The organism is Kineothrix sp. MSJ-39 (assembly GCF_018917935.1).
In the GTDB taxonomy this organism is placed as follows: domain Bacteria; phylum Bacillota; class Clostridia; order Lachnospirales; family Lachnospiraceae; genus CAG-194.
The window spans coordinates 48,454-74,591 of record NZ_JAHLPN010000011.1 but is presented as its reverse complement, the minus strand read 5'-3'; the positions used below and the strand labels follow the sequence as shown (position 1 = coordinate 74,591).

Sequence of the window (26,138 nt, the reverse complement as noted above, 5' to 3'; positions counted from 1 at the left end):
ATTTTATGAAAATAAAAGATATGGATTGGAATTATACCGATCAGGTAAGTATTATGGAAAACTTATACATCCTAATGTTTTACTTTATAACCAAACAAGCCGTTATCTGCTTTGGTACAGAAGGAAAACAAAGTATTGCAGATGCATGTAAGGAATACGGTCACTATAGAGGTGGTCTGCTGGCAATAGAGCAGGAAAGCCATGGGCTTGAACGAAATGTTGAAAATTTTTATGGTCATTACGATCTACCACGTGATCCAAGAACGAAACAAAAATATATTCATTTAGATAAACACACTGCAGAAGAAGAATTTTATGCCTGTCATTTCAGTAATATATGGAAATGGTTGGATGATATTCCCCTTCAAGAATGTTCACCAATTGGAAAAATCTACTGTGATAATTTTCATCCCGCCATGTGGCAGGGCTATAACACTCACATGGAAATGACACTTCCTAAGATTATAGTACAAGGAGATGAAAAATGCTCCTTTATCACCAAATGGATTGAAAATCCAACCCATGCTATCTCCTGTCCATTTCAAAATGTAAAAACACTAGAGTGGCATTATGATGATGGGCTATATGTCATGAACACAATCTATTCTCTGCTGTACTTTTTCCTGTCTCGACAACTGATTGAATCATTTGGTGACAAGGGGATAAACTGCACTGCTGATGCTTTGCGCACATATGGACAATATCGTGGAAAACTTCTTGCCTATATCCATGAGCAAACAGGACATCCTATCTCTGAAGAATCCTTTTTGAAATATTTTGACTACCCAGCCTATATTATCAAAAGAGATCTGACCAAAAGCTACCCGGCAATGTATTCCCAACATTCCAGAAACATCTGGATGCTTTTAGAAAACAATTACCATTGCCATTATACACAAAATCCGGCGGCTCTATATGATACCTATATGGGGCAATATATGTGGAATGGCTACCTGCATTATCATTCCGATGATATCAGATAAAAAAGCAGCTTAGGTCTATCCTGCATTGCCGGTATTTCTGACGGGTATCCTGATCTCAGTGACAAACTTTTCAGGATCATCCGTCAGTCCATTATCGATCAGCGTGATCTCCCGGGAAAAACCGGTTGCTTCCAGCTTATTCTCTTTCATATAAGCAAGCAGCTTCTCATAGTGAGCCGGTGCTTCCTTATGGCTCCCTCGAAACCGCATCATCACACAATCCATTTCGGGGAATGTTTCCGTTTCCCCTTCATAGACATCTTCCTCATCCAGCAGCAGAAATACCAGCTCATAATCTGAAAATCTGCCTTTTGCGAGGCTTTCTTTTGTGATCCCTACACCGACTTTTCCCAAAAAGACGAGCGTTTCCTTCTGATTTTCTTCCAGTCTGCGGATCGAATATTCCAGATCCAGATAAGAACTTAGCTGCAGCTTATCCCGGATCCAGACAAGTCTGCCCGCCGGTATCCGATCTGTCGTGATCTCTTCCAGCGTTGCCTGCACCGCTTCGTTTAAACGCTCCAGCCGGTGATCGATCTTGCGCTCTGCAAGCTCCAGCTCCCGTTTCTTTTCCCGGATCATCTCCTTTTGCCAGAGCAGTTTTTCCCGCATGACCTCCACGTCCCTGTTTTGCAGAAAATCTGCAATCTGAGGCAATGGCATATCCAGCACACGCAGATACCGGATCGTGTTTAAAACCTCAAGCTGTCTTGCCCCGTAATACCGGTAGCCTGTTTTCTTGTCCACATATTCCGGTGTCAGTAAGCCCGCCTGCTCGTAGTGGCGCAGGGTGCCCATACTGACATGCAGCATTTTTGCCACTTCTCCGATTTTAAACAGCTTCGTTTCTTCCATAAATGATCTTCCTTTTCTTCAGCCGGATAAAGAACACAATACAGATGAGTGTAGATAAAAGCGACCCCGCCGGTGCTGCCAGTCCCATAGGGAACAGCGTATCAGGGAACCACTTTGAGGTAAAATATGCCCCGGGAATACGCACCAGTACAATCGCAAGCACATTGTGGATAAACCCAATATAGGACAGTCCGTAAGCACAGAAATAACCGGTAAAGCAGAACTGGAACCCTGCCAGAAAAGCATCCCAGATATAAGCACGCAGATATTGACTGCCCAGTACGATCACGACTGCATCCTTTGTGAAAAATCCCAGAATATACTCTGCTGCCGCTTCTGTCACAAGCCCAATCAAAATGCCGTATACGCTTGTTATCAGCATTGCCGTATACAACGTCTTTGCTGCCCTGTCATGCTTGTCCGCACCAATATTCTGCGCTGCAAGTGCCGATACCGTTGCCAGCATCGAAGACGGTACGATAAATGCCGCGCTGATAAATTTCTCAACAATACCGACCGCTGCCGCCGGATTTAAGCCACGCTGGTTTGCAATGATCGTGATAACGATAAATGCCACCTGGATAAAACCGTCCTGCAGCGCGACCGGAACGCCGATAGCAAGCAGCATTTTCATGACAGACATCTGCGGCTTGAAATCCTTCTTTGTCAGATGAACACCGATCTGCTTTCTGCGAATCGCTGCAAGCGAGATCACGACACTCAATGTCTGTGCCAATGTCGTACCAAGTGCCGCTCCGACAGGTCCCATGGACATGGCACCGATAAACAGATAATCCAGTCCGATATTTGCCACGCACGCGACCGCAACGAAATACATCGGGCTTTTGGAATCTCCGAGCCCGCGGAAGATTGAGCTGATGATGTTATAGGCTGTAATAAACGGAATCCCGATAAAGCAGACAAACAAATACTGTATCGTTCCCTGCACCGCTTCCTGCGGCGTACTGATCAGCACAACGATAGGTTTTAACAGAAGCAGTAAACCAAGGGTAAATACAACAGAAACGATCATAAACAGTGTCACCGTATTGCCGATCGCCAGCGCTGCTTCATCCGTTTTTTTCGCTCCAATGGCACGACCCACCGCTACCGTTGTTCCCATGGCAAGTCCGACGATGATGACCGTCAGCATATGCATCACCTGACTGCCGATCGATACAGCCGTCGTTGCTGCCACACCGTTAAACCGTCCGATAATATACAGATCTGCCATTCCGTATAATGTCTGCAGAAAATACGACAGCAGGTATGGCAGTGCAAAATATAAAATTGTCTGAAATACATTTCCTGTGGTTAGATCTTTTTTCATCTTTATTCCTCCCACACGAATATTAAACCTTACAATTATTGTAAGGTCAAGGAATATTTTTGCATAGCTGCAAAGCCGATCAGATCCGCGAGTGCCCATCCGATCGGAACGGAAACCCAGATGCCTGTTACGCCGATCTGCGGGATCGCAGAAAGAATATACGCCAGAAGAACACGGGTTCCGAGAGAAGCGATCGTCAGGATCACGGATAAAAGTGGTTTATTGATCGCCCGATAGTAACCGTACAGCAGGAACAAGATACCGATCCCGATATAGCAGCTTCCTTCTATCCGCAAATACCGGACACCTTCCCGGATGATCTCTGTCTGTGATGCATCGATAAAGATCTGCATCAGTTCCTTCGCAAACAGAAAGACGAGTCCGCTGACAAAAAGACAGAACAGAGAAGATGTCAGTACCGCGCTTTTTACGCCCTTGTGGATCCGGTCATCTTTTCCCGCTCCGTAATTTTGTGCTACAAAGGTTGAAAATGCATTCCCGAAGTCCTGCACCGGCATGTAGGCAAAAGAATCGATCTTCACTGCTGCGGCAAATGCTGCCATAATAGCAGTTCCGAAACTGTTTACCAGTCCCTGCACCATCAGAATACCAAAATTCATGATCGACTGTTGCAGGCAGGTCAGAAAAGACAGGTTGCAGATAGACAACAAGCCTTCTTTTTCCCAGTGGCAGTCCTCCCGCTTCGGCAGGAGCCAGCGAAACCGCAGGCACGTATATGCCAGAATGCCAAGCCCTGAAACATACTGCGCTATGACCGTTGCCAGAGCCGCTCCCTGCACGCCCATCTGCAGACAGATCACAAAAAACAGATCCAGTCCCACATTCAAAACAGAGGAGATGCCCAGGAAAACAAGTGGTACAACGGAATTGCCGACTGCCCGCAGTACATTCGCACAATAATTATACAGAAAAGTTGCAAGAATTCCTGCAAAAATGAGCAGCAGATAATCCTTCATCAGTCCTGTTACTTCTGCGGGGATCCGCAGGATCCACAAAATGCCGTCCATTCCCACATATACAAGGACATTCAATACCACAGATATGCTCAGGATCAGCAGAAAGGACATAAAAACGCTCCGCCGCATGCTATCCTGCGCACGTTTTCCGTATTGCATGGAGATCGCGACACCGCTTCCCATACACAGTCCCAGCAGGATAGAAGTCAGAAAGACCATCAGTGTATAAGAAGATCCGACTGCTGCCAGCGCATCCGCTCCCAGAACGCGACCTACCACCCATGTGTCGGCGATATTGTACATCTGCTGCAGCAGATTGCCTAACATGAGTGGCAGGGAAAATTTTATGATTTTTGTTGTAATCGATCCATTTGTAAGATCCATCGTAAGTATCCTTATTTCGTTAATTCCGTGATAACCTCGTTGATCACTTTACCATCAGCTTTGCCTTTCAGATGCGGCATAACAGTCTTCATGATCTGACCTTTATTTTTTGTTGCAAGTACTTCTGCAAACTGCTCTGTCACGATCTTCTGTACTTCTTCTTTGGAAAGAAGCTTCGGTGCATACTCCTGCATGATATCATGACGCTTCTGGTACTCTGCGATCAGTTCTGTTCTGTCCTTCGGGCAGGTATCGATCTGCTCCTGTACGGTTTTCAGCTCTTTTAAGATCGTGCTGTTTACCATATCTTCCGGGATTGCATCTCTGCAGCCTGCATCGATCGCATTTTTCTTGACTGCGGAAACCAGAGAAGAGATTGCATCCTTTCTTTCCTTGTCATGTGCCTTCATGGCAGCCATCATATCTTTTTGTAATTGTTCGATCGTCATTTTGTTTACCTCCTGTTTTCAGCCATTATGCATGGCTTCTTCTTATTTCACTTGTGAAACAAATCTGCATCCATATCAAGTATACGCCTGATCGGCTGCATTGAACAGAGGCTTTTTACTCCTATTTGCCTATCTTTTTCTTAAATGTATAATAGTGGATCCCATAAACAAGAAAGATGACACAATATAAAACAAATAATGCAATATACATAATACCCATCACAGGATGTGTATCCAGTGTGTAAAAGTGCATCCAGAATTGCGGAAGTATAATAGCGGTAAATATGACAAACAGCGGAAGCAGTCTGCCAAGGGCGATCCGCTTCATCATATCCAGTCTTGATGCATCATCACAGAAAATACTTTTCTCCTCAGCCCCCTGAAACGCTGCTGCAGGCTTGCAGAAATAGCTGTAATCTACAAAATCGAATAAATAGTTCCAGCCACAGTCTGCAAACATCTGTACATATTCCTCTTTATTGGCTGCACTGTCTCTGTTGTAATCCAGTTGATAAACGACATCCTCCGGCTCACATGCTTCAAAGGTGTAAAAGCCCGGGAATCTGATCGCTGTGATCTTCCAGCCGCTCTGACGCATTCTGCGCAGATAAGCTGCTTCCTTTTCATACTGTGATATTGTAAAAATCTTGAATTCTGTCTTCTTCTCTTTCATGATAATGCCTCCCTCGCATTCTGATACAACCGCTCGATCCGTTTCAGTTCCAGTTCCAGGACCTCTGTTCCGAGGTCTGTGATCTGATAGATCTTTCGCTTTTCTTCCTCGGCGATACACCGGATCAGTCCGTCCTTTTCCATCTTGGAAAGACTGCCATACATCGTCCCGGGAGCCAGCACCAGTTCCTCGTTTGTCATCTTCCGCACCTGCTGCACGATTCCATAGCCATGGCCTGGCTGGCGCAGACACAGTAAAATATAAAATCCTGTTTCCGTCATCGGAACATATACTTTTTTTATATGTGCGTCCATAGTAATCCTTTCCTTCGATACTTTGCATTGCGATGTATCGCACTTCGATATAACCACTATATCGCACTACGATATAAATGTCAACTATTTTTTAGAAGGATTTCTTTTCCATGACCTTTACACTAAAGCTATAGGAAACAGCCAGCCCCAGCAACGACAGTACAATAATGCAGACTGTCATTATCACACCGTGCTGTGCCATTTTACCAAACAGCTGTTTCAACGCTTCCAGTCTGCCGGCTTCTGACAGGGCTTTCAGAGCTGCTATTATCACAAAAATCAGACCACCGACCGCTGCCCATACCAGCTTTCCTTTTTCCTGCCCGAAACGAAGGACAAGCGGTATCATAAAATCTACAAAAATAAGAGAACATGGGAGAATGGAACATATGCCTATCATCGTCTCTGTCGTGAAAAACTGCATGCCCTGTACTGTATACAAAACTGCTTCCAGTACAGCACTTGCAAGCCAGAAAGTCAGGAGCAATAACAGATTTCCCACATATTTACTTCTGACATACGTTTTCCCTGTAACAGGCAGTGTCAGCAGGAAAAGAACGCCGTTTCCATACTCGTCATAAGACAAGGTTGTATTTGCCACAAGTGCGGCAAAAAACGTGAGATAACCGATAATAAATAATGCATTTTCCCGCATGGCAAAATTCATACAGACTGCAACGAGCACCATTAGCAGAAAAGTCCTTTTCTGCAGCATTAACAATTTATAATCCTTTATCAATAATCCTTTCATTCTCTGCCTCCGTTCATCATCAGGATCAGTTCATCGATACTTCCGTTTTCCATGACCAGATCCGGTTCGTTTTCACGGTAATACTGTTTTTTGTCCGTCAGACACGCATAACCGTAGCTTTCCTTTTTACTGCGTAAAATGTACTGCTTATCCAGTGTCTGATACCTATCCTCCGGTACTTTCAGAAGGGCATATGCGGAAAGAAGCACATCCGTATCTTCATGCAGAACGATCTTTCCGTCACAGATCAGATACAGATCATCACAAAGACTTTCCAGATCCGTAGCAATATGGGAACTGATCAGGATTCCCGCCTGCTCATGCGCTGCCATATATTCCCTGATCATGGCAAGCACTTCTTCTCTGGCTACCACATCCAGTCCGACTGTCGGCTCATCTAGGATCAGCAGATCCGCCTCATGGTTAAGGGCAATCAGCACTTTTAACTTTGCACGCATACCTGTCGAAAATTCCTTGATCTTTTTCTGAAGCGGCAGTTCCATCCGGCTGCACTGCTCCAAAAACGCTTTTTCCGTCACTGACGGATACATCGCTGCAAGAACCGGTGCAATATCCGTAATCGTTAAATATTCGCTGAATCCTGCGTCCGCAAATGCGACGCCGATCCGCTGTTTGTCCTGCGCTGTCAGCATTTCCACAGGCTTACCAAACACTTCTGCATCTCCGCCATCCGGTCTGACAAGTCCCAGTGCCACTTTAAAAGTTGTTGATTTGCCTGCTCCGTTTCTGCCGATCAGTCCGGTGATCCTGCCCGGCAGCAGGTCCATACTGCAGTCCAGGGTAAAATCCTTATACTTTTTATGTACATTTGTAAGTTTTAGCATGTTACTCCTCCATTATCATTTCAAACAGATCTCTAAGTTCCTGCTTTGTCAGACCACCGCGCAGTGCCTTTTCCACTGCTTTCTGCAGTTCCTGCTCTGCCGTCATACGCTGCTGTTCTTTCACAAGCTCCTGATTCGTTTCTGTAACAAAGGTCCCCTTGCCATGCACGGTGACGGTAAGTCCCTCTTCTTCCAGCCTGTCATAAGCCTTTTTGACTGTCAGTGCGCTGATCCTAAGCTCTGCTGCAAGCCCTCTGACGGAAGGCAGCATACTTCCTTCCGATAGTTCACCCGAAGCGATCGCTTTCTTGATCTGCTCCATGATCTGTTCGTAAATTGGTACCATTGACTGGTTATTGATAATCATATGCATATAATACTTCCTCCGGTATAAACAGTATATAACAGTATATAACTGTTGTCAACTGTTATATACTGTTTATATTATATTTTCTCAGTCACCATAACAAAGACCCACCTGTCGTTTTTCAACATACAGGTGGGTCTGACCGACAATACATATACTGTCGGCAATCTCTATTTTTACTTTTACCTGGCTACTTCCGCATAAATGCCATCATAAGGGCATCCGGCCCGATGTGTGTTCCGATCGCCATCCCGATCTCATGCAGACTGCAGCCTGTCAGTCCAAACTGCTGCTCCGTCTCCTCCATAAACTGCTGTCCCATTTCAGCATTGTCACTGTGTGCAAACATCACAGGCATTGCCGGATCTACCTCGTAATCCTTTAAGAAGCTCTGCATGCCTGACTTCGCCATACGCATGCCCCTTGCCTTGCTGCGGCTTTCGATCACACCGCCCTTCAGCCAGAGCACCGGTTTGATCCCGATCACACCACCGACTGCCGCCACAACAGGTGAAATACGTCCTCCCATTTTGAGATACAAAAGTGTAGACGGAACACCTGTCAGCATCACACGCTCTCTATCCCGCTCCAGTGTCCGGACAAGCTCCTTTGCCCCCATGCCGGCATCACGGAGTTTTACCGCATATTCCACAAGCAGCCTTTCCGACAAAGATGCCTGCAGGCTGTCTACCACATAAATATTGTCATATTCCGCCATGTCCTTTGCAAGCACTGCTCCATTATACGTACCGGACAGCTTCGAGGAAATCGTGATCACCACAACCTCCTCCTGCTTTTCTCTGGCATCTTCAAAAAGCTCCAGAAAGTTAGCCGGCGATGGCTGGCTGGAAACCGGCAGCATATCCGACTGACGCAGCTTTTCATAAAACCGTTGAAACTCTGTTTCCGTGTTTTCGCTGAAAGAAGCATCCGTAAAGCTGGAATGGATCGCTACCAGTTCGATCCCCAGTTTCTTTGCTTCTGCCTCCAGTATATCTGTTCCCGTATCTGTTATAATTCTCATTTTACTCCATTTCCTGTCATGCTCTCGCTTTTCAATACCTTACAGTCCTACATGACATCTCTTTTCTTGACTTTGTCCGTTTCCTGTGTCATAGTATAGGCAGATATATGTGAGATATTTTGTATCACATATATTGCATAAATATGATTTTAGCATGGAAAAATGGGAATTCAAGATGTGAATATGAGACAATTTATCTCATTTTATATCATGTCATAATGGGAAATGTATTACCTGTGCCGCTGCCAGCGGCGGAATGGAGATATAGATGAAAGAATCTGATAAACGACTGGAAGCAAACCGCCTTGTGAAGCTGCGGATTGCAAGAGCTTTGACAAAACTTATGGAAACGAAAAATTTTTCAGATATTACAGTCACAGAGATCGTGCAGACTGCCGGCGTGGCAAGAGCCTCCTATTACCGGAATTTTGCTTCCAAGGAAGAAGTTCTGATCAAAGTAACAGATGAGATCTGGCAGAATTATAGAAAAAAAGCCGCCAAACTATCTGACGACTTTTTCGGGTATGATTCCATCTTATTGATCTTCCGTTACTTCAAGACTTACAAGCATTTTATCTTATGCGTGTATAAAGCAGGGCTTGCCTATATCTATCTGGATATTTTCGACAGGCAGTTAGAAGAACAGATCGGCGATATGCCGTTTAATGATGTGGGGCGCTATAAGATCTATTTTTATTCCGGTGCCCTTTATAATGTGTTTTTAAAATGGCTCGAAGGCGGTATGCAGGAAACACCTGCCGCCATGGCGCAGATGGTCAGAAGCCTAATCTTATAGATGCAGCATCTTCCTTGCCTCAGCCTCCGTGATCGACCTCCAATCCTCATTCAGTCTTGCATTTTTTACTTTTTTATCCAATAATTTTGTAAAGTCACCGTCCACAGTTTCATTCTCAATATAACTTAGGAATTCTCTGATTCCTTCCGGTGCTTCCGACAGATCTGCTGTTGTATTATAAAAAATCCAATTCATTTTGTCCTGAAGCTGTATCTCCTCTTTCATACTAAAACTCCAAACTATCCGCATTAAGCAGAAAATACTTCATTCCCATGATCACAAAACCTTCCTCATTTCTCCAAGGCTTTTTCGTTCCGTTTACTATCACAATCTTTTTAAACGAATCCGGAATATTTCTAAATGAATTAAGTTCCTGCGTCTGTTTTTCCTCAGAAGTCATATTATAGGCCACCTGAATATAATATCTCTGACTACCCTGATTGACTACAAAATCAACTTCAAACTGCTTTCGAGTTGTTTTTCCTTCATCATTTTTTGCATATACCTCTACAATACCAACATCCACATTATAGCCTCTGATAAGCAGCTCATTATAAACAATATTTTCCATGATATGAGTAGGTTCCTGCTGTCTAAAATTCAATCTGGCATTTCTAAGTCCCACATCTGAAAAATAGTATTTCAGATTTGCTCCCACATATTTTCTGCCTTTAATATCATATCTGTCAGCTTTAGAAATCAAAAATGCCTCCACAAGATAATCTATATGTTTGGATATGGTCTTATTGCTGTAATTGATACCACGTTCACTTTTAAAAGTATTTGATATTTTAGTTGGATTAGTAGGCGCTCCTATCGCAGAAGCAAGAATATCTACTAAAGTATAAATCTCATCAACATTTTGAAGCTTGTTTCGTTCTACAACATCCTTAATATAAACATTTGTGAAAATGTTTTTTAGATACTCAGCCTTTTGGCGTTCCACAGAAAACTGTACCACCTGTGGTAAACCACCATATATCATATATTCCTCCCAAGCATCGTCATAATCTCCATCAAAAGCCGCATAAAACTCTGCGAAGGACAGCGGATATATTCTTATTTCATCTCCTCTGCCTCTAAATTCAGTTACAATATCGCTGGATAAAAACTTAGAGTTACTTCCAGTCACATATACATCAATATTGCTAATACGAAGCAGGCTGTTCAGCACTTCCTCAAATCGTGGCATAAACTGTACTTCGTCCAAAAGCAGATAATACTTCTGGTCATCTTTCATTGCATCTTTAATATGCTGGTAACACTTCTTTGGATCTCTCAGCTCCTCATTTTCAATGCCATCTAAAGCAATCTCAATGATATGGGCATTATCTACACCACTCTCCAATAAATATTTTTTATACAATACAAATAACAGGAATGATTTTCCGCATCTCCTGATTCCCGTGATAATCTTTATCATCCCATTATCTTTTCTTATCCTTAACTGTTCAAGGTATGCATCTCTTTTAATCTCCATGAGTTTTACTCCTTATTTTTGTGTCTTGACACATTTTTTAGTAATGATATTGTATCATCCAACGTTTATTTAATCAATAGACATTACTATTTTATGTGTATTTGCACATTTTTATGCAGTGGGTAACCAATTTATCGATTTGCGCTGTCTATACGAGAAATAAATACTACCAATTATATATTATTTTTTGCTGAATAACTTTTACTATCAAGATTAGATAATCTGTCTTTTATACTTTTCATCTATTAGCAGATCTGCTCTTCTCTTCAAGAATAATCATCTCCTTCTATAGACTCTTCAGCTTCATACCATAAGCTTATCAGCCAGTTCATCCTGCGACATTCCTCTTCCGGTTCTGAGTTCTAAAATAATGTTTTTTGTTGCCATACATCATAAAAAAAGCAGCGTTCCTAACTTCCTGCCTGGGAAGTCAGAAACGCCGCCTGTGTAGTTTCGATTGAAATCTTACTTTGTAATTTTCAAATTATAAGTATTTTTTTTGCTTGTACATGAGAAATCTATATATATTGTTTCTCCCTTTTTAAGCTTAATCTTACCATATCTGCTTGCCAGAGATAAATAGGTTTCTACTTTTTTCCCCTTTCCAAAATTGTTATAACAATAATTGGTAGTCATATACAATGTATAACTCTTACCCCCCTGTGTTTTTACCTTTTCAGGAAACAGATACCGCCCAGTAGATGATGGTTTATTAATATGGGCGGTGCCATACATAATATCTACTCCGTCTTTTGCCTTGGGAACAGAAGCTGCATTGCTGATCGTAACCTTATATGTGCCTGCTTTCGGAGCTGTAAATTTTACTGCACTACGTTTTTTCTGTGAAGAAACCTTATAAGTCACTCCAAGTTTAACAGCTGGCGACTTCTTGTAGTTTTTTTCATAATTCGTGTATGCCTTTATTGTTTTTGTTTTTGCCTCTGCCTGTACGCTTGCAGTTGCCGGAACAAATGCAGCAACACATAATACCAGTGCAAGAGCCATTAAAAGTTTCTTGATTCCTTTTTTACTTTTCATAAGTCCCTCCATATCAAATAATTATTGTGATATACACATTTTTAGTATACGATTCCACTTATGAAAGCGCAATCCCCTACTTTCTTTTTGTGCCATTTTGCCAAATTATTTTGGCATTTTATAGTCATTTCATATAAACAGAAACATCATATAGCCGCAATCACGCTTGGCTACCTTGCGATTTATCTTGCTCGTATTTTACCTGGCTCTGGTCGAAAAAGAGCGTTTCGATCTCGCCGCCGGGTAAACGAGCGATAAATCTCAGTCGCCTACGCTATCGATTGCTTGCTATATGATGTTTCTTCTTTTATCTGTATTTACTTAATCAGAATTTATAACTGAATCTCAACAAAGATATTGTAGATTGCACGGATCGCTGCATCAAAGTCTTCGTTCTTCACACCAATGATGATATTCAGCTCGGAAGATCCCTGATCAATCATCTTGACATTGACATTGGCATGTGCCAGTGCGGAGAAGATCCGTCCGGCTGTACCACGCATCTGTCTCATACCACGTCCTACGACTGCGATCAGTGCCAGATCAGACTCCAGATCAATGGAATCCGGATGTGCCAGCTTGTGGATCGCTGCCAATACACGCTGTTCTTTTTCCATGAATTCTGACTGGTGTACAAATACCGTCATTGTATCGATACCGGATGGTACATGTTCAAAAGAAATCTCATTTTCTTCAAATGCCTGCAGAACCTTTCTGCCAAAACCGATCTCGGAATTCATGAGATCCTTTTCAATATTGATGGAACAGAAGCCCTTCTTACCCGCAATACCTGTGATCACGTATTTCGGCTTCTGACAAGTGCTTTCTACGATCCATGTACCGTTGTCCTTCGGTGCATTTGTATTACGGATATTGATCGGAATGCCTTCCTTACGAACCGGGAAGATCGCATCTTCATGCAGTACTGTAGCACCCATGTAAGAAAGCTCTCGCAGTTCGCGATAGGTAATTGTATCAATTCCTTTGGGATTATCGATGATACGTGGATCAGCGATCAAAAAGCCTGAAACATCTGTCCAGTTTTCATATACATCCACGTGTGCAGCCTTTGCCACGATAGAACCTGTGATATCAGAGCCGCCTCTGGAGAAAGTCTTTACACTGCCATCCAGCTTCGCACCGTAGAAGCCCGGTACAACAGCCTTTGGTGTATCGGCAAGACGTGCGGAAAGCACCTCATTTGTATGATCCGGCATAAAATTGCCATCTTCATCAAAGAAGATTACTTCTGCTGCATCGATGAATTCATAACCCAGATAATTTGCCATAATGATACCGTTTAAGAACTCACCGCGGCTTGCTGCATAATCACTGCCCGCTTTCTTTTTAAAGTTCTCGCGGATCACTTCGAATTCCTTATCCAGGGAAAGTTTTAATTTCAATCCGTCGATGATCTCCTGATATCTTGCTTTGATCGCATCCAGTTCTTTATCAAATGCGTCGTCACTTTCTGCCAGTGCATAGGTATTGTACAGCATATCCGTTACTTTTGTATCCTTGCTGTTTCTCTTACCCGGTGCAGACGGTACTACATAACATCTTGCCTTGTCTGCGCGGATAATCTTTCCCACCTTTTCAAACTGCTCTGCGCTTGCTAATGAACTACCACCAAATTTTACTACTTTTTTCATTTTCCTACTCCTCGGTATTTATTTTCACTTAGGATCACACGCGCTGTCATGTGCGATTCCATATGTAATCCGTGCTTACTCCTCAACACGGATCCGGCTGATGATCTCACCGACCTGTGCACTCTTTTCTTTAAATGCTTTCTCGCTCATCGCATTTGTAAAGAAGCCCTTTTCGCCTGCGATCTGTGCATCAATCTCTTCCACATCACCAAATACTTCTTTTGCCTTTGCAAAATCAGCATCTTTCACACGGACAAAGAAACGTTTTACAGAATCATCCATGCTGGACAATGTCAGTTCTTCTTTATCCCAGAAGCAGAATACTGTCTTTCCAAGATGTTTCACGCAGTCAATGATATCGGATACAACCGCACTTGCTGTCGGAAGTTTACCTGCACCTGCTCCATAATACATTGTATTCCCCAGTGTATTGCCGTGTACCAGAATACCGTTAAATACATCATTTACAAAATAAAGTGGGTTCTGGGCATTAATCATGCAAGGTGTTACCATGGCAAAATATTTGCCGTCTACCTCTTTGCTCATGGCAAGCAGCTTGATCGTATAACCGGCTTTCTTTGCATAAGCGAAATCATTTGTCGTGATCTTTGTAATACCCTCTGTATAAATATGCTCAAAATTTACGTTTTTACCATAGATCAAAGAAGAAAGAATCGCAATCTTACGACATGCATCATAGCCTTCCACATCTGCTTCCGGATTACGCTCCGCATAGCCTTTTTCCTGTGCTTCCTTCAGTACTGTATCAAAATCTGATCCTTCCTTTTCCATCTTGGTCAGGATGTAGTTTGTTGTACCGTTTAAAATACCTGTGATACCGTCCACACGCTCCGGTGTCAGAGAAGCATTTAATGGACGGATGATCGGAATACCGCCGCCGACACTTGCTTCAAACATATAGTTACATTTATTAGCACGTGCTAACTCAAGCAGTTCCGCACCATGCTTTGCAACAAGCTCTTTATTAGAAGTACATACGCTCTTACCTGCGCTGAGTGCTCTCTTTGTGAAGGTATAGGCCGGTTCCACGCCGCCCATTGCTTCCGCGATCACAAGCACCTCCGGATCGTTTAAGATGACTTCGACATCATGTACAACCAGATTCTCATAAGGATCTCCCAGGAAATCACGCAGATCCAAGATATATTTTACATCAATCTCATCTCCGGCTTTCTTATCGACCATATCCTGGTTTGTTTTGATTACCTCAACGATACCGCTTCCTACTGTACCATATCCTAATACTGCTACTTTTACCATTTTCTTTACTCCTTAGCTATGATTTTCACGTAATGTACGCCTTTTTGTTTTTCCATCTCATCGACCATCAGGGATACATCCGCCGTTGTCGGCAATACCTGTACACTGATCGTCAGGGAGGCAACTCCGTTGATCGGAATACTCTGATGGATGGTTAATATATTTGCTCCGAATGTGGCTATGATCTTGAGCACATCCGATAACAAGCCCGGTTCATCATCCATTTGGAAGGTCAGCGTGATCGTCTTGCCAGCCGCTGTATCATGAAAAGGAAAAATATCGTCCTTGTACTTATAAAAAGAACTGCGGCTGATCCCCACCCGCTCCGTTGCTTCCTGCACGGAAACAGCACGTTCGGACTCTATCAGCTTCTTTGCTTCCACAACCTTTAACAATACTTCCGGTAATGCTTTCTGCTTTACCACAAAATAGCCGGTAGACTGTTCCATTTCTTTCACGCTCCATTCTCCCGAATGTTTTTGTACGGCGCACAACTGTATGCCGTCGAGGGATATCATAGCATATCCATCTGTTGTATGCAAGTCCCTATTTTTTCAAAAAAGAGTTTTTCAAAAAATAAGACTGGCAATGTAATCGATACACTGCCAGTCTTACGACTCTGTCTGATTATCACTCTGATTCATTTTACGCCTCTTCGATCAGATTCTTTCACCAAAGCTCTTATAATATTCACCAAAGAACTCATTGATCTTGCCCATAATTTTTTTCATAACACTCACCATAACCTTTCTACGTTTTAAAATTGATCAGTTACTTTAGAGGTCCGGCCTGACTTCCTTTTGATGATTATAATGTACCATATAGGTTCTATAATGTGAAATACATATTGTAAACGTATCATAATACCTTTTGGGTATAATAAGTTTAATCTGCATTTTCAGTATCTTCCCGGATATAAGAAAGGAACTCCTGTGCCACATGGGAAAGAGTATGATCCTTTTTCCAGATGAGTGCATAAGACGCATAAGCGTCCGGATGCTCTATTTTACGGATACAGACTTCCTTATTCTTTGCCAGTGCGGAGATCGATGCCGGATAAATGGAAATTCCGACATCATGCAGGCTCAGCTCATAGGCATTCATCATATGTGCGATCCTGCCACGGATAACCGGTGTCTGTCCGGTCTGCGAAAACCATTTGTCGATCTCGCTTTTTCTGGATTCTCTGGAAGGGATCAGAAGCGGATACGGCAGAAGATCATCCGGCTTTACCGGATCATTTTCCGGTGTATACAAAGGATGCCCTTTAGGAATCATTGCCACCCATGGTTCCTGATAAACCGGCAGTACCTGAAACTCTTCTGTATTATAAGGGGCTGTGATCATGGCGATCTCACAAAGTCCCTTCATGACACGGTTATTCACATCGTCCGTATTACCGTTCCAGAGATTATACTGCACGTGCGGATGCTGCTGCCCGAATGCAGCGATCCATTCCGCAAACAGCCTTGGACCGCAGCCTTCTACAGAAGCAATGTATAATGTACCCTGCAGACTTTCCTTTCTCTCCCGAACCTCTTCCTCCGAACGGGTAACGAGATCCAGTATCTGGGAGGCGTACTGCAAAAAAAGTTCTCCTTCTTCTGTCAGTGTTACTTTATGCGGCGAGCGGATAAAAAGCTGTGTGCCAAGCTCTGCCTCAAGATCCTGAATCTGTCTCGAGAGCGGCGGCTGGGCGATCGCCAGTTTTTCCGCGGCCCGGGTAAAATTTTTTTCTTCCGCAACAGCCTTAAAATACCGAATATGTCTCAGTTCCATCGTATATTCCTCTTTTCTTCCGTACCATATGCTTACGGATTACAACGCTTACACGGATCATCATAGCCTGCTGCCACCGCTTCTTCTCTTGTTGCGAACGGAACCTGATTCTGTGGATCCGGCAGATAACTGCAGGAAGCCTTATGCAGCTTGCCGTTATTGCGGTTACCAATATAATTGCCAGCCTGCGGTGTTTCTTCTACCACAACCGGTTTCTGTTCCTGTGCTGGAAGTGTTACTGCATCTGATTGCTGCGTTGCAGGCGTATCCTGCACAGCTGCAGTATCTGTCTCCTGCATGGTTGTCTCATTTGCTGGCTGTATTTCAGCCTCTTCTGCACCGGTCTGCGCATTTTTAGTCCGTTCTCCTGCCTGCCATGTCTCGGAAGGTGCACAGTTCCATGTGATCTCGGTTCCATCGCTCTTAGCTACCACAGATCCCTGCTCGTCTGTCCGGAATACCTGAATGCCCATGCTGCGGAACCGGTTCAATACTTCCGCATGCGGATGTCCGTAGCTGTTTCCTTCGCCGCAGCTGATCACTGCATAAGTCGGGCTGACTGCATCCATAAGTATCTGTGATGATGCCGTGTCACTACCATGATGGCCTGCCAGATAGACGTCTGCCTGCAGGTCTGCCTGAGACGCCACCATATCCGCTTCTGCTTCTGACTCACAATCTCCCGTAAATAAAAATCTGTTATTTCCGTTTTGTACCATAAGTGCAACGGATGCATTATTGGAATCCGCATATTCTTTTACAGGTCCAAGGATCGTAAAAGAAGCATTTCCAAGTGCAAATGTATCTCCAACCTTATAATCCGCTGCTGTCAGATTTTTATACTGCATGGCATCATTGACCTTTTGTATTGTCTGATTGTCCTTCTCATAATTGGAAAGGAAAATCTGTCCGATATCATATTTTGTGATAATGACCGGTGCACCGCCGATATGATCCGCATCCGGATGCGTCAGTACAAGATAATCCAGATTTTCCACACCCTGTTTTGTCAGATAAAGCTGTACCTTCGTACCCTGATTACTGTTGCCCGCATCAACAAGCATGGCATGTCTGCCGCTCTTGAGCAGAATCGCATTTCCCTGTCCGACGTCTATGTAGTGCACCTCCAGAGGCTCCTGCCCCTGATCGGCTGCATCTGTTTTTTCTTCTTCTGCATCCCCGGAAGGCTGCATAAGTGCATCTCCTGCAAGCTGTCCATCCTGTGCACTGGATTGTGACTGTTCTGTCACAGCCGCCTGTTCTGTCTGCGCAGCCGGCTGTGACGTATCTGCCTGTTTTGTATCGCTGCCCTGCGAGCTGCATGCTGCCAGCAATATGATCAGTGCCAGGATCGGTGCCAGTAACCTGCCGTTTTGCTTCTTTCTCTTCTTCATAAGTTTCCCCCGTTTCCGTATTTTTTCTTCAGACACATTGGTACTTTCTAGTGTAAGCTATTTTTCGGATAATTTCTATAACTTTCCGTCTTATTCTCCGCTTTTACAGGCTTGCCCTGCTCCGGAGCCTGCCCAGTGTTTTCTTCTCCATCCTGCTTACCTGTACCTGACTGATCCCCATTCTTTTTGCTGTTTCTACCTGCGTCAGATTATCATAATAACGGTACCGGATCAGATCCTGCTCCTCCTCAGACAGTTTTTGCAACAAATCCTGCAAAAACACATGATTGACGAGCTGCTGCATATCATCCCTTTCATCTGCCAGCTTTTCATACAGACATATCTCATTGCCATCTCCCTGATAGACAGTCCGCGACAACGATTCCACCTCGATTTCTGCCTCCATTGCCTGTACGATCTCTTCCACAGACAATTCTGTCTGTCTGGCAATCTCATCCACAGTCGGTTCTCTTCCGAGCTTTGCCTCCAGCATTGACCTCGTCTGTCTGATCCGCCAGCCGTTTTCCTTCAGGCTTCTGGAAACCTTGATCATGCCATTATCCCGCAAAAAACGCTTGATCTCCCCCATGATCATGGGCACGGCATAAGTTGAAAATTTCACATCATATCCGGTATCAAAATGATCTACCGCCTTCATCAGCCCGATACAGCCGATCTGGAACAATTCTTCCGCATCATATCCCCTGTTTAAAAAACGCTTTACAATATGGTGCACAAGCCCCATATTTTCCTCTATGATCGTATCTCTGCTCTGTTTGTCCCCCTGCCTTGCCTGCTGTATGAGCGTCAGCCAGTCCATAGGCTAGTCCTCCAGCCGGGCAAAACCTATTGCCTTTTCCATGATGATCGTCGTGCCTTTTCCGGGCTGCGACCAGACCTTCAGTTCATCCATAAAAGCTTCCATAAAGGCAAATCCCATACCGGATCGTTCCTGCTCCGGCTTTGTTGTATACAGAGGTTCCATCGCCTTCTGGATATCCGCGATCCCAACGCCGTGATCTTCGATCTCCACATGAAAAATATCTTTTTCGCATCTGCATGTTATGTAAACTTTTCCATCCGCAGGCGTTCCATGTATGATCGCATTGGTGATCGCCTCCGACACGGCTGTTTTTACATCCTCCAGTTCCTCCAGTGTCGGATGGAGTCTTGTCAGGAACGTCGCAATACAGATCCTGCCGAGTGCTTCATTTTCCGATATGGCATCCATACTCAGTTTCATTTCATTTTTCATCATTTTCACTCCTTTATATTTCATCCATGATACATACCTGATCCTGCAGACCGGCGATCTGCAATAATTTCCGGATCCTGGTATTAGCATTGATCACGATCGTTCTGCCGCCAAAGCAGGTTATTTTGGCATTTCTGCCTGATAACAGTCCGATCCCGGAGCTGTCCATAAACATCGTGTCCGCAAAATCAAATACGATCTGCTGCACCCTGTTATCGAGCAGATAATGATCTGCCAGACGCCGGATCGACTTTGTCGTATGATGATCCACCTCCTCAGGCATGTGCACCAGAAGACAATTCTCCCTGATCTCAAAAATTCCCGTTTCTTCCATTTTTCCCATCCTTTCTACTTTTTATGCAACAGAGACGAAACACGCTTCGCGAGTTTCGCTCTGATTAGCGGTCGTCAAATGCACCGCATAAATGCATGCATTTTCCTCGTCGCCATAACAAAAAAGAGAACCTGGAATTTCCATGTTCTCTTTCGTAAAATATCTGATTCAGTTTTCGCTGCCGCTACTGTGTCTGCTGATCTGCCTGTCCATCAACCGGCTGCTGGTCCGCGGTCTGTGTATCCGCTGCCTGCTGATCTGCCTGTCCATCAACCGGCTGCTGGTCCGCGGTCTGTGTATCCGCTGCCTGCTGATCCGCCTGCTGATCAGTTGTTGTATTTGTATCTGCCACATTCTGATTATCGCTGCCATCTCCAAGCTCTGTCAGACGCTCTGACGCCTTACCCGCCGTCTGCGACTCTGCATACTCCTGCAGGATCTGATTATAGGCTTCCTTCGCCTTATCGGTCTCACCCGCCATCTGATATGCCTGCGCCAGCTCATATAATACTTCCGGATCCGGCGTTTCCATATTCTGGGTAAAGTACCATGCCTTCTGCAGCGTGGAAATTGCTGTCGTATAATCACTCTGGTTGATCGCCGCACTGCCATCCTTGTACATCTGATCCGCCACCTGACTGCCTACAAGCTCCATCAATTTGTTATAGAGCTGCTTATAAGCATCTGTCGCAGAATTCTGCACATAATCGGTATCTACATTATAAAGGGTATCTGCTATCGCCTCATAATCCTGCGGATTATTCAGATAATCGGTCGCAGTCTGCAACAGGCTTTCTACCTTGTGGCTTTCTCCGTTGACACCGGTATACCCATCCACTGCATCCTGCAGATCCTTTTTTTCCTGCTGCAGATCAGATACTGTCTGCTCCAGCTCTGAGATCCGTGCGGATTTGACATCTGCATTCTCACTGACTACCTTCAGCTCATCTTTCATCTGGTTGCGCACAACCTGCACACGCGCAGGCAAAATCAGGAAATACGATGCTGCAATACCGATCAGTACACCGATCACAATATTCAAAATAGAGGCAGTTCCTCTCGGTTCTTTGACATTTAACGGCTGAATGATCGTCTCATTGCCGCTCTGGTAGGTAATTGCCTCTTCCGCTACCGCTTTTTTCTTTTTCGCAGAGCTTCCTGCAGCTTCTTCCCCGATACCAAGCATTCTGTTGACTTCTTTTAAGTAGGTCAGCGTTGTCGTGTTATTTGCATCGATCTTACTGCACTTTACAAGCTCTTTTCTTGCCTTTTCCCATTCCTCCGCATCCATATAAAGAAGTGCCAGAAGCTGGTGTCCCTGCACCAGGCGCGGATTTAAAGAAAGAACCTTTTTCAACTGGATGATCGCCAGATCTTTGCTGTCCTGCTGACAGTAGCGCAGTGCCAGATTGTATTTCTTGACGGTCTGGTTGATCGTATCAAGACGCGTCGGATTGCTCTGGATCGCATCGATATAATCATCTGCCAGATTTTTCTTGGCACGCAGATTTTTGCTGATGACCCATTCACTGAGCGCAGCAACTACTTCACCCATCTCAAAATAAACAAGTCCTAACAGATTTCTGGCTTCTATATTATTTTTGTTAAATTTTAAACTCTGTCTCAGGCTGACGATCGCACCGGAAAGATCTCTGACATTTGCCTTTTCCAGTCCGTCATTATAATACCGGTTGGAAATATGCATGATTTTTTTATACAGTCCGACATCAGCACCACAGCCCGTACAAAAGTCTTTCTCAGACAATTCACAGCCACAATTAAAACATTTCATGGTTTCACCCTTATCCTATTCTTCTTCCTTTGCTTCCTTCAGCATACCTACGAGAACATCTGCCATGTCCGTCAGATCCTGGTTATATATCGCATCTGCTGCATCCTCGATCTCCAGACTCGGATGAAACTTCTTTAATTCTTCTTCAAAGTTGATCATTTTTTCCTCCTTCGGCTTCCTCCAGACAGGCTTTGATCTCCCCTGCCAGATACAAGGAGCCTACAATAAACACCGCATCCTCCGGCCTTTTTCGTAAAAGCGCTGCTGAAAAAGCCGCTGATGCATCCGCAAAGTCATATACCTGCTCTGCGCTGTACTTTGTAAATATATCTCGAAGCTGCCGATCGTCCACACCTCTTTTATCGTGGATACCGGCGATCATATATGTCGTAAATAATCTTGCACTGACCAGCTCATGGATCATCTCTGTATAAGCCTTATCGTTGACAACGGAAAAAACAAGGATCCGTTCTCCCTTTACCGGCAGATGACGCACACTGTCAAGGAACGCTTCTATGCCGTCCGCATTGTGTGCACCGTCCAAATACACCCGGTCAGCGATCTCTTCCATTCGTCCTTCCCAGATGCTCTCTGCGACCGCCTGCTGCATGACAGAAGGCTGCACCTTTTCTTTTGGTAATAAATGCTCCAGTGCCAGAAGCGAAGCTGATGCATTTTCCATCTGATAGATGGCATGTGTGGATAAATGGAAACTAATAGTATTATAATACCTAGATTTATAGGAAAAATCAATGCCTTTATCGGTTATATTTGTTTCCATAAAAAGACTTTTATCGACCGCAAATGCCTCTGCTTTCTTCTCTTTTGCCGTATCCAGCAGTACCTTTTCAGTCTCCGGATCCCGTCTGACATAGACCAGAGGAACGTCTTCTTGTATAATGCCTGCCTTTTCCGCCGCGATCTTTTCTTTGGTATCACCCAGATACTGACAGTGATCCAGACCGATCTCTGTAATTATAGTTAGCGCAGGCTTACTAAAAACATTCGTTGCATCCAGTCTGCCGCCAAGCCCTGTTTCCAGCACCAGATAATCCGGCATTTTTTCTTTATAAACATACATCGCCATTAGAAACAGGAATTCAAAGAAAGTCGGATGATACCAGGCTTCCTGTCCGGTATGTGCATCGATCACCTGTCTGACGGCTTCGTAAGCCGTGACAAACTCTGCCTCTGAGATCATCCGGTTGTCCAGGCGGATCCGCTCCCGCATATGGACAAGATGTGGTGAGATAAAGGTACCCACATGAAACCCTTCCGCCAGAAGAAGGTTCGTCAGATAATTACAGACAGAGCCTTTTCCGTTTGTCCCCGCCACATGGACGATGCGTCCGGCAAAGGTTTCTTCGTCTATGCCCAGTGCCTGCAGATACATACGGGTGTGGGATAAAGTATTCTTTTTTGCAAATTTCTGGATCTCATTGATATATTGTTCTGCTTCGGTGTATGGTTGATTCATTTGAATTTCCTTCGATGCACGACAAGAGCCATCAGTCATACTTTTGTACAACTGATGGCTGTGTGATTTATTGCTGTGTTCTTTTATTTTAACTGTGCCAGACGCTCCTGTACTTTTTCCAGCATCTGTGTATACTTCGTCAGTTTTTCACGTTCTTCTTCTACCTTCTGTGCAGGTGCTTTACTCGTGAACTTCTCGTTGTTCAGCATACCGTTTGCTCTGGCGATCTCGCCGCCAAGTCTCTTTTCTTCTTTTTCCAGTCGTTCGATCTCCTGCTTGATATCAACAAGCTCTGCAAACGGAATGTACAGTGTTGCACCGTCGATCACAACGCTGACCGCATCATCAGCGATGCCTGTCTTGTCTGCCTGAATCAGAACTTCTGATGCATAAGCAAGCGGTGCAAAGAACAGCTTACCATTCTCGAAAATCGCTCTGATATCTGCATTTTCTGAAACAACATATACGGATGCCTTGCGGGAAGGTGCTACATTCATGGATGTTCTGACATTACGGATGCCACGGACAGCTTCCTTCATTGTCTCGATCTCTTTTTCTTCCTTTGCAAATGCATATTCTTCTTTATATACAGGCCATGCAGAGATCATGATGGATTCCTCTTCGCTCTGCAGTGTACAGAAGATCTCTTCTGTGATAAACGGCATGTATGGATGCAACAGCTTCAGTGCGTCGATCAGAACATGCTTGAGTGTCCAGAGTGCTGCATTCTGGCTGTCCGCATTGTCTGAATTGTACAGACGCGGTTTTACCATTTCGATATACCAGTCACAGAATTCATCCCAGATGAAGTCATATACCTTCTGAACGGCAATACCAAGCTCGAAGTTTTCCATATTGTCTGTCACTTCTTTGATCAGACTGTTGAGCTTGGATAAGATCCACTTATCAACCGGCTCAAGGGCAGGCTGCTCTGTAATCTCCTTGCCTTCCATATTCATCATAATGAAACGGGAAGCATTCCATACCTTATTGGCAAAATTTCTGCTTGCTTCTACACGCTCAATGTAGAAACGCATATCGTTACCCGGTGCATTACCGGTGATGAGTGTCAGACGAAGTGCATCTGCACCGTATTTATCGATGATCTCCAGCGGATCGATACCATTACCCAGAGATTTACTCATCTTTCTACCCTGTGAATCACGTACCAGACCATGGAACAATACTGTCTTGAACGGCTTTTCACCCATCTGCTCATAACCGGAGAAGATCATACGGATAACCCAGAAGAAGATGATATCATATCCGGTTACAAGCACGTCAGTCGGATAGAAGTATTTCAGATCCTCTGTCTGCTCCGGCCAGCCCAGTGTAGAGAACGGCCAAAGCGCGGATGAGAACCAGGTATCGAGTGTATCCGGATCCTGTGTGAAATGGCTGCCACCGCATTTCGGGCAGATCTTCGGCATTTCTTTGGCAACAACTGTTTCACCGCAGTCATCACAATAATAAGCCGGGATTCTGTGTCCCCACCAGAGCTGTCTGGAAATACACCAGTCTCTGATATTGTCTGTCCAGTTAAAGTATGTCTTTTCCATACGTTCCGGAACCAGCTTGATCTCGCCCTCTTTGACAGCTTTCACTGCCGGTTTGATCAGCTCGTCCATCTTAACGAACCACTGCTTTTTGATCATTGGCTCTACCGTTGTCTTACAACGGTCATGCGTACCAACATTGTGGCTGTAGTCCTCAATGCGGACAAGTAAGCCTTCTTTATCCAGTTCTTTTACGATCGCTTCTCTTGCTTCATAGCGATCCATGCCTTCGTAAATACCACCGTTTTTGTTGATCGTGGCATCATCGTTTAAGATATTGATCTCAGGCAGGTTGTGACGCTTACCGACTTCAAAGTCGTTCGGGTCATGTGCAGGTGTGATCTTTACAACACCTGTTCCGAATTCCATATCAACATAGCTGTCTTCTACAACCGGGATCGGCTTGTTCACGATTGGAAGCCAAACCTGTCTGCCATGCAGATACGTGTATCTTTCATCAGCCGGATTGACAGCAACTGCTGTATCACCGAGCATTGTCTCCGGTCTTGTCGTTGCAAACTCAAGGAACTCTGTCTTACTCGGCTGTCCGTTCTCATCTACGAGCGGATATTTGATATGCCAGAAATGTCCCTGCTGTTCTTCATACTGTACTTCCGCATCGGAAATAGAAGTATTGCAGACCGGACACCAGTTTACGATACGGGAACCCTTGTAGATCCAGCCTTTTTCATGCATCTTACAGAATACTTCCGTAACTGCTTTATTACAGCCTTCATCCATGGTAAATCTTTCTCTGTCCCAGTCACAGGAAGAACCCATTTTCTTCAGCTGTTCAATGATACGTCCGCCGTATTCCTTCTTCCAGTCCCAGGCACGTGCAAGGAAGCCTTCACGTCCGAGATCTTCTTTATCGATGCCCTCTTCTTTCAGCTTTTCAATGATCTTAACCTCTGTTGCAATGGAGGCATGATCTGTACCGGGCTGCCATAATGCATTATATCCCTGCATTCTCTTGAAACGGATCAGAATATCCTGCATGGTATTGTCGAGTGCATGTCCCATGTGGAGCTGTCCTGTGATATTTGGCGGTGGAATGACGATGGTAAAAGGTGTTTTACTGTGGTCTACCTCCGCATGAAAATATTTTTTATCCAACCACTTCTGGTAGATTCGGTCTTCCATTCCGTGGGGATCATAGGTTTTCGCTAACTCTTTACTCATGATCTGTCTCCTTTTGCTGTACAAATTTCCTGTCATATAAAAAGCCCTCTACCGCGTCTGTCAGTAAAGGGCATTTTATGCTACTGCATACGTATTTATATAATAGTATTGCAGCTTTTATTTGTCAAGATTGCCGCACAGGCAGGCGGATCTCAAAACACGGTCTCATC

At 44.3% G+C, this 26,138-nt stretch carries 27 protein-coding genes; 2 read left to right on the top strand and 25 right to left on the bottom strand.

All coding sequences use genetic code 11. The annotated features are described in order from the left end of the window. Nucleotides 1-5 precede the first annotated feature (5 nt). Complete coding sequence (locus KQI22_RS08625; RefSeq protein WP_216551676.1) at nt 6-983, top strand: L-2-amino-thiazoline-4-carboxylic acid hydrolase; 978 nt, start codon at nt 6-8, stop codon at nt 981-983. 15 nt (nt 984-998) lie between these two features. On the opposite strand, the gene KQI22_RS08620 is transcribed toward KQI22_RS08625, so the two are convergent. From KQI22_RS08620 to KQI22_RS08575, 10 genes are all read right to left on the bottom strand, one after another. Then, nucleotides 999-1,838, bottom strand: a complete 840-nt coding sequence (locus KQI22_RS08620; protein ID WP_216551675.1) for a MerR family transcriptional regulator — start codon at nt 1,836-1,838, stop codon at nt 999-1,001. Continuing rightward, nucleotides 1,816-3,168 carry an MATE family efflux transporter gene (locus KQI22_RS08615; RefSeq protein WP_216551674.1) on the bottom strand — a complete coding sequence of 451 codons (1,353 nt, stop codon included), beginning with the start codon at nt 3,166-3,168 and terminating at the stop codon, nt 1,816-1,818. Before KQI22_RS08615 ends, KQI22_RS08620 begins: the two co-directional genes overlap by 23 nt. 35 nt (nt 3,169-3,203) lie before the next feature. After that, the gene (locus KQI22_RS08610; RefSeq protein ID WP_216551673.1) at nt 3,204-4,529 is read right to left on the bottom strand and encodes an MATE family efflux transporter; all 1,326 of its coding nucleotides are present in this window, start codon (nt 4,527-4,529) and stop codon (nt 3,204-3,206) included. Nucleotides 4,530-4,540: 11 nt separating this feature from the next. Next, nucleotides 4,541-4,978, bottom strand: coding sequence for a GatB/YqeY domain-containing protein (locus KQI22_RS08605; RefSeq protein WP_022003314.1), 438 nt, complete (start codon nt 4,976-4,978; stop codon nt 4,541-4,543). A 121-nt stretch (nt 4,979-5,099) separates the two neighbouring features. Further along, nucleotides 5,100-5,651 carry a DUF2812 domain-containing protein gene (locus KQI22_RS08600; RefSeq protein ID WP_216551672.1) on the bottom strand — a complete coding sequence of 184 codons (552 nt, stop codon included), beginning with the start codon at nt 5,649-5,651 and terminating at the stop codon, nt 5,100-5,102. Next, nucleotides 5,648-5,965, bottom strand: coding sequence for a PadR family transcriptional regulator (locus KQI22_RS08595; RefSeq protein WP_216551671.1), 318 nt, complete (start codon nt 5,963-5,965; stop codon nt 5,648-5,650). Before KQI22_RS08595 ends, KQI22_RS08600 begins: the two co-directional genes overlap by 4 nt. A 91-nt stretch (nt 5,966-6,056) precedes the next feature. Further along, the gene (locus KQI22_RS08590; RefSeq protein WP_216551670.1) at nt 6,057-6,716 is read right to left on the bottom strand and encodes an ABC-2 transporter permease; all 660 of its coding nucleotides are present in this window, start codon (nt 6,714-6,716) and stop codon (nt 6,057-6,059) included. Then, nucleotides 6,713-7,561, bottom strand: coding sequence for an ABC transporter ATP-binding protein (locus KQI22_RS08585; protein WP_216551669.1), 849 nt, complete (start codon nt 7,559-7,561; stop codon nt 6,713-6,715). The genes KQI22_RS08590 and KQI22_RS08585 overlap by 4 nt, the downstream gene beginning before the upstream one ends. A 1-nt stretch (nt 7,562) precedes the next feature. Then, nucleotides 7,563-7,934, bottom strand: a complete 372-nt coding sequence (locus KQI22_RS08580) for a GntR family transcriptional regulator (protein WP_216551668.1) — start codon at nt 7,932-7,934, stop codon at nt 7,563-7,565. Nucleotides 7,935-8,118: 184 nt separating this feature from the next. Beyond that, entirely contained in the window at nt 8,119-8,952 is an 834-nt protein-coding gene (locus KQI22_RS08575; protein WP_216551667.1) for a DegV family protein, read from the bottom strand. A gap of 268 nt (nt 8,953-9,220) precedes the next feature. On the opposite strand from KQI22_RS08575, the gene KQI22_RS08570 reads away from it, so the two are divergent. Then, on the top strand, nt 9,221-9,748 hold the full coding sequence (locus KQI22_RS08570; protein WP_216551666.1) for a TetR/AcrR family transcriptional regulator: 528 nt from the start codon (nt 9,221-9,223) through the stop codon (nt 9,746-9,748). Here the strand turns inward: KQI22_RS08570 and KQI22_RS08565 are convergent. The 15 genes from KQI22_RS08565 to KQI22_RS08495 form a co-directional block, all read right to left on the bottom strand. Beyond that, on the bottom strand, nt 9,743-9,943 hold the full coding sequence (locus tag KQI22_RS08565) for a hypothetical protein (RefSeq protein WP_216551665.1): 201 nt from the start codon (nt 9,941-9,943) through the stop codon (nt 9,743-9,745). The two genes, KQI22_RS08570 and KQI22_RS08565, sit on opposite strands and share 6 nt — an antisense overlap. 31 nt (nt 9,944-9,974) lie before the next feature. Further along, complete coding sequence (locus KQI22_RS08560) at nt 9,975-11,228, bottom strand: ATP-binding protein (protein WP_216551664.1); 1,254 nt, start codon at nt 11,226-11,228, stop codon at nt 9,975-9,977. A gap of 465 nt (nt 11,229-11,693) precedes the next feature. Further along, on the bottom strand, nt 11,694-12,266 hold the full coding sequence (locus tag KQI22_RS08555; RefSeq protein WP_216551663.1) for a hypothetical protein: 573 nt from the start codon (nt 12,264-12,266) through the stop codon (nt 11,694-11,696). 332 nt (nt 12,267-12,598) lie between these two features. Then, a complete protein-coding gene (locus KQI22_RS08550; protein WP_216551662.1) occupies nt 12,599-13,918 on the bottom strand; it encodes an aspartate kinase in 1,320 nt (439 codons plus the stop codon). 75 nt (nt 13,919-13,993) lie between these two features. After that, on the bottom strand, nt 13,994-15,199 hold the full coding sequence (locus KQI22_RS08545) for a homoserine dehydrogenase (protein WP_216551661.1): 1,206 nt from the start codon (nt 15,197-15,199) through the stop codon (nt 13,994-13,996). A 5-nt stretch (nt 15,200-15,204) separates the two neighbouring features. Then, nucleotides 15,205-15,648 (bottom strand): ACT domain-containing protein, encoded by a 444-nt coding sequence (locus KQI22_RS08540; protein ID WP_216551701.1) that lies wholly within the window; start codon nt 15,646-15,648, stop codon nt 15,205-15,207. A 436-nt stretch (nt 15,649-16,084) separates the two neighbouring features. Continuing rightward, nucleotides 16,085-16,978 (bottom strand): LysR family transcriptional regulator, encoded by an 894-nt coding sequence (locus KQI22_RS08535; RefSeq protein WP_216551660.1) that lies wholly within the window; start codon nt 16,976-16,978, stop codon nt 16,085-16,087. Nucleotides 16,979-17,010: 32 nt separating this feature from the next. Further along, on the bottom strand, nt 17,011-18,372 hold the full coding sequence (locus KQI22_RS08530) for a ComEC/Rec2 family competence protein (RefSeq protein ID WP_216551659.1): 1,362 nt from the start codon (nt 18,370-18,372) through the stop codon (nt 17,011-17,013). A 103-nt stretch (nt 18,373-18,475) separates the two neighbouring features. After that, nucleotides 18,476-19,192 (bottom strand): SigF/SigG family RNA polymerase sporulation sigma factor, encoded by a 717-nt coding sequence (locus KQI22_RS08525; protein ID WP_216551658.1) that lies wholly within the window; start codon nt 19,190-19,192, stop codon nt 18,476-18,478. Nucleotides 19,193-19,195: 3 nt separating this feature from the next. Continuing rightward, nucleotides 19,196-19,627 carry an anti-sigma F factor gene (spoIIAB, locus tag KQI22_RS08520; RefSeq protein WP_216551657.1) on the bottom strand — a complete coding sequence of 144 codons (432 nt, stop codon included), beginning with the start codon at nt 19,625-19,627 and terminating at the stop codon, nt 19,196-19,198. A 13-nt stretch (nt 19,628-19,640) separates the two neighbouring features. After that, complete coding sequence (locus tag KQI22_RS08515) at nt 19,641-19,970, bottom strand: anti-sigma factor antagonist (protein ID WP_216551656.1); 330 nt, start codon at nt 19,968-19,970, stop codon at nt 19,641-19,643. Nucleotides 19,971-20,145: 175 nt separating this feature from the next. Further along, nucleotides 20,146-21,753, bottom strand: a complete 1,608-nt coding sequence (locus KQI22_RS08510; RefSeq protein WP_216551655.1) for a tetratricopeptide repeat protein — start codon at nt 21,751-21,753, stop codon at nt 20,146-20,148. Between the two features lie 15 nt (nt 21,754-21,768). After that, nucleotides 21,769-21,912 carry a hypothetical protein gene (locus KQI22_RS08505; RefSeq protein WP_022004599.1) on the bottom strand — a complete coding sequence of 48 codons (144 nt, stop codon included), beginning with the start codon at nt 21,910-21,912 and terminating at the stop codon, nt 21,769-21,771. Beyond that, nucleotides 21,899-23,230 carry a bifunctional folylpolyglutamate synthase/dihydrofolate synthase gene (locus KQI22_RS08500; RefSeq protein ID WP_216551654.1) on the bottom strand — a complete coding sequence of 444 codons (1,332 nt, stop codon included), beginning with the start codon at nt 23,228-23,230 and terminating at the stop codon, nt 21,899-21,901. The genes KQI22_RS08505 and KQI22_RS08500 overlap by 14 nt, the downstream gene beginning before the upstream one ends. 83 nt (nt 23,231-23,313) lie before the next feature. Beyond that, entirely contained in the window at nt 23,314-25,968 is a 2,655-nt protein-coding gene (locus KQI22_RS08495; protein ID WP_216551653.1) for a valine--tRNA ligase, read from the bottom strand. Nucleotides 25,969-26,138: the final 170 nt, after the last annotated feature.

Excerpts from the sequence above, each read along its gene's own strand:
- KQI22_RS08625 (WP_216551676.1), top strand. The coding sequence starts at position 6 with ATGAAAATAAAAGATATGGATTGGAATTATACCGATCAGGTAAGTATT.
- KQI22_RS08620 (WP_216551675.1), bottom strand. The coding sequence starts at position 1,838 with ATGGAAGAAACGAAGCTGTTTAAAATCGGAGAAGTGGCAAAAATGCTG.
- KQI22_RS08615 (WP_216551674.1), bottom strand. The coding sequence starts at position 3,168 with ATGAAAAAAGATCTAACCACAGGAAATGTATTTCAGACAATTTTATAT.
- KQI22_RS08610 (WP_216551673.1), bottom strand. The coding sequence starts at position 4,529 with ATGGATCTTACAAATGGATCGATTACAACAAAAATCATAAAATTTTCC.
- KQI22_RS08605 (WP_022003314.1), bottom strand. The coding sequence starts at position 4,978 with ATGACGATCGAACAATTACAAAAAGATATGATGGCTGCCATGAAGGCA.
- KQI22_RS08600 (WP_216551672.1), bottom strand. The coding sequence starts at position 5,651 with ATGAAAGAGAAGAAGACAGAATTCAAGATTTTTACAATATCACAGTAT.
- KQI22_RS08595 (WP_216551671.1), bottom strand. The coding sequence starts at position 5,965 with ATGGACGCACATATAAAAAAAGTATATGTTCCGATGACGGAAACAGGA.
- KQI22_RS08590 (WP_216551670.1), bottom strand. The coding sequence starts at position 6,716 with ATGAAAGGATTATTGATAAAGGATTATAAATTGTTAATGCTGCAGAAA.
- KQI22_RS08585 (WP_216551669.1), bottom strand. The coding sequence starts at position 7,561 with ATGCTAAAACTTACAAATGTACATAAAAAGTATAAGGATTTTACCCTG.
- KQI22_RS08580 (WP_216551668.1), bottom strand. The coding sequence starts at position 7,934 with ATGCATATGATTATCAATAACCAGTCAATGGTACCAATTTACGAACAG.
- KQI22_RS08575 (WP_216551667.1), bottom strand. The coding sequence starts at position 8,952 with ATGAGAATTATAACAGATACGGGAACAGATATACTGGAGGCAGAAGCA.
- KQI22_RS08570 (WP_216551666.1), top strand. The coding sequence starts at position 9,221 with ATGAAAGAATCTGATAAACGACTGGAAGCAAACCGCCTTGTGAAGCTG.
- KQI22_RS08565 (WP_216551665.1), bottom strand. The coding sequence starts at position 9,943 with ATGAATTGGATTTTTTATAATACAACAGCAGATCTGTCGGAAGCACCG.
- KQI22_RS08560 (WP_216551664.1), bottom strand. The coding sequence starts at position 11,228 with ATGGAGATTAAAAGAGATGCATACCTTGAACAGTTAAGGATAAGAAAA.
- KQI22_RS08555 (WP_216551663.1), bottom strand. The coding sequence starts at position 12,266 with ATGAAAAGTAAAAAAGGAATCAAGAAACTTTTAATGGCTCTTGCACTG.
- KQI22_RS08550 (WP_216551662.1), bottom strand. The coding sequence starts at position 13,918 with ATGAAAAAAGTAGTAAAATTTGGTGGTAGTTCATTAGCAAGCGCAGAG.
- KQI22_RS08545 (WP_216551661.1), bottom strand. The coding sequence starts at position 15,199 with ATGGTAAAAGTAGCAGTATTAGGATATGGTACAGTAGGAAGCGGTATC.
- KQI22_RS08540 (WP_216551701.1), bottom strand. The coding sequence starts at position 15,648 with ATGGAACAGTCTACCGGCTATTTTGTGGTAAAGCAGAAAGCATTACCG.
- KQI22_RS08535 (WP_216551660.1), bottom strand. The coding sequence starts at position 16,978 with ATGGAACTGAGACATATTCGGTATTTTAAGGCTGTTGCGGAAGAAAAA.
- KQI22_RS08530 (WP_216551659.1), bottom strand. The coding sequence starts at position 18,372 with ATGAAGAAGAGAAAGAAGCAAAACGGCAGGTTACTGGCACCGATCCTG.
- KQI22_RS08525 (WP_216551658.1), bottom strand. The coding sequence starts at position 19,192 with ATGGACTGGCTGACGCTCATACAGCAGGCAAGGCAGGGGGACAAACAG.
- spoIIAB (WP_216551657.1), bottom strand. The coding sequence starts at position 19,627 with ATGAAAAATGAAATGAAACTGAGTATGGATGCCATATCGGAAAATGAA.
- KQI22_RS08515 (WP_216551656.1), bottom strand. The coding sequence starts at position 19,970 with ATGGGAAAAATGGAAGAAACGGGAATTTTTGAGATCAGGGAGAATTGT.
- KQI22_RS08510 (WP_216551655.1), bottom strand. The coding sequence starts at position 21,753 with ATGAAATGTTTTAATTGTGGCTGTGAATTGTCTGAGAAAGACTTTTGT.
- KQI22_RS08505 (WP_022004599.1), bottom strand. The coding sequence starts at position 21,912 with ATGATCAACTTTGAAGAAGAATTAAAGAAGTTTCATCCGAGTCTGGAG.
- KQI22_RS08500 (WP_216551654.1), bottom strand. The coding sequence starts at position 23,230 with ATGAATCAACCATACACCGAAGCAGAACAATATATCAATGAGATCCAG.
- KQI22_RS08495 (WP_216551653.1), bottom strand. The coding sequence starts at position 25,968 with ATGAGTAAAGAGTTAGCGAAAACCTATGATCCCCACGGAATGGAAGAC.